Source organism: Pseudomonas sp. P5_A2_2 (assembly GCF_054177685.1).
This window is the reverse complement of the sequence record NZ_JBGCUL010001315.1, coordinates 1-1,073: the sequence shown is the minus strand read 5'-3', so window position 1 is coordinate 1,073 and position 1,073 is coordinate 1. Positions and strand designations below refer to the sequence as shown.

Here is a 1,073-nt window from a genome sequence, read left to right as displayed (position 1 = left end):
GCGGTGGAATACGCACTGGCCCAAGGCATCGAACCGATGTGGCTGCGGATTCAGCATCTGGCGGATTATCTGCGCCAGCGACTGGCAGATATCCCGGGCGTGACGCCGCGAGACCTGGGGGCGGTCAAATCCGGCATCGTTACCTTCACTCATTGCAATAGCAGCGCCGCGCAGGTTCAGCAGTGGCTGGCCAGTCAGGAAAAACGCATCAACGTCACCACCTCGACGTTCCGCTCAACCCTGCTCGACATGTAGCACAGGAACTTGCCGGAGGTCAGCCGCGCGTCGCTGCATGCGTACAACACCGAGGCGGAAATCGACACGATGATTACTGCGCTGCGTCGTCAGCCGCGAGTCTGAACAGGACAACAATCGGCGCTTGCGTCGCAGCGGGTTTGTAAACTAGCATTGGGAATACTTCTCAATTGCATAAAAAATCTGCAGCCATGAGCGAAACCCTTCCCGCGAATAATGACAATCACCTGCGCGCGATCGAAGCCCTGTACAGCGGCCATCACGGCTGGCTGTACGCGACGCTGAGGAAAAAACTGGGTAACGCCATGGATGCGGCGGATCTGGCGCAGGACACTTTCACCCGCATCCTCGCGTCCCGGGTCACCGTCATCGAGCAACCTCGCGCGTACCTGAGCTGCGTGGCCAAAGGCATTCTGGTCAACTGGTATCAGCGCAAGGCACTGGAACGCGCCTACCTCGATGCCCTCGCTCATGTGCCCGCGCCGCAAGTGCCTTCGCCGGAACTGCGTTTCATGGTGCTGGAGACCCTGCACGAAATCGACGCGATGCTCGACGCCCTGCCACCGCTGGTCAAACGCGCATTCCTGCTGTCGCAGATCAGCGGCCTGAAATACGACGACATCGCCGAGCAATTGGGCGTTTCGCTGATCACCGTCAAACGCTACATGAAGCAAGCCTTCGTGCAGTGCCTGTTGCTGGTGGAATGAATGCTCGCACGGCGCAATGAACCGCACCTCGACCACCAGGCCCTTGAAGAAGCGGCCGACTGGTTGATCCGCATGAGTGAAAGCGAACTCAGTGACACCGAACGTGCCGAA

General features: G+C 59.3%; 1 protein-coding gene and 1 pseudogene. Both read left to right on the top strand.

Annotation, left to right across the window (positions count from 1 at the left end):
• Positions 1–255, top strand: a pseudogene (locus ACXRVY_RS31065) (aminotransferase); the annotation flags it as partial.
• A gap of 191 nt (positions 256–446) precedes the next feature.
• The gene (locus ACXRVY_RS31060) at positions 447–962 is read left to right on the top strand and encodes a sigma-70 family RNA polymerase sigma factor (protein ID WP_223458047.1); all 516 of its coding nucleotides are present in this window, start codon (positions 447–449) and stop codon (positions 960–962) included.
• Positions 963–1,073 lie beyond the last annotated feature (111 nt).

What these genes read in the sequence shown, in the direction of transcription:
- ACXRVY_RS31060 (WP_223458047.1), top strand. Translation starts at nt 447, where the DNA reads ATGAGCGAAACCCTTCCCGCGAATAATGACAATCACCTGCGCGCGATC.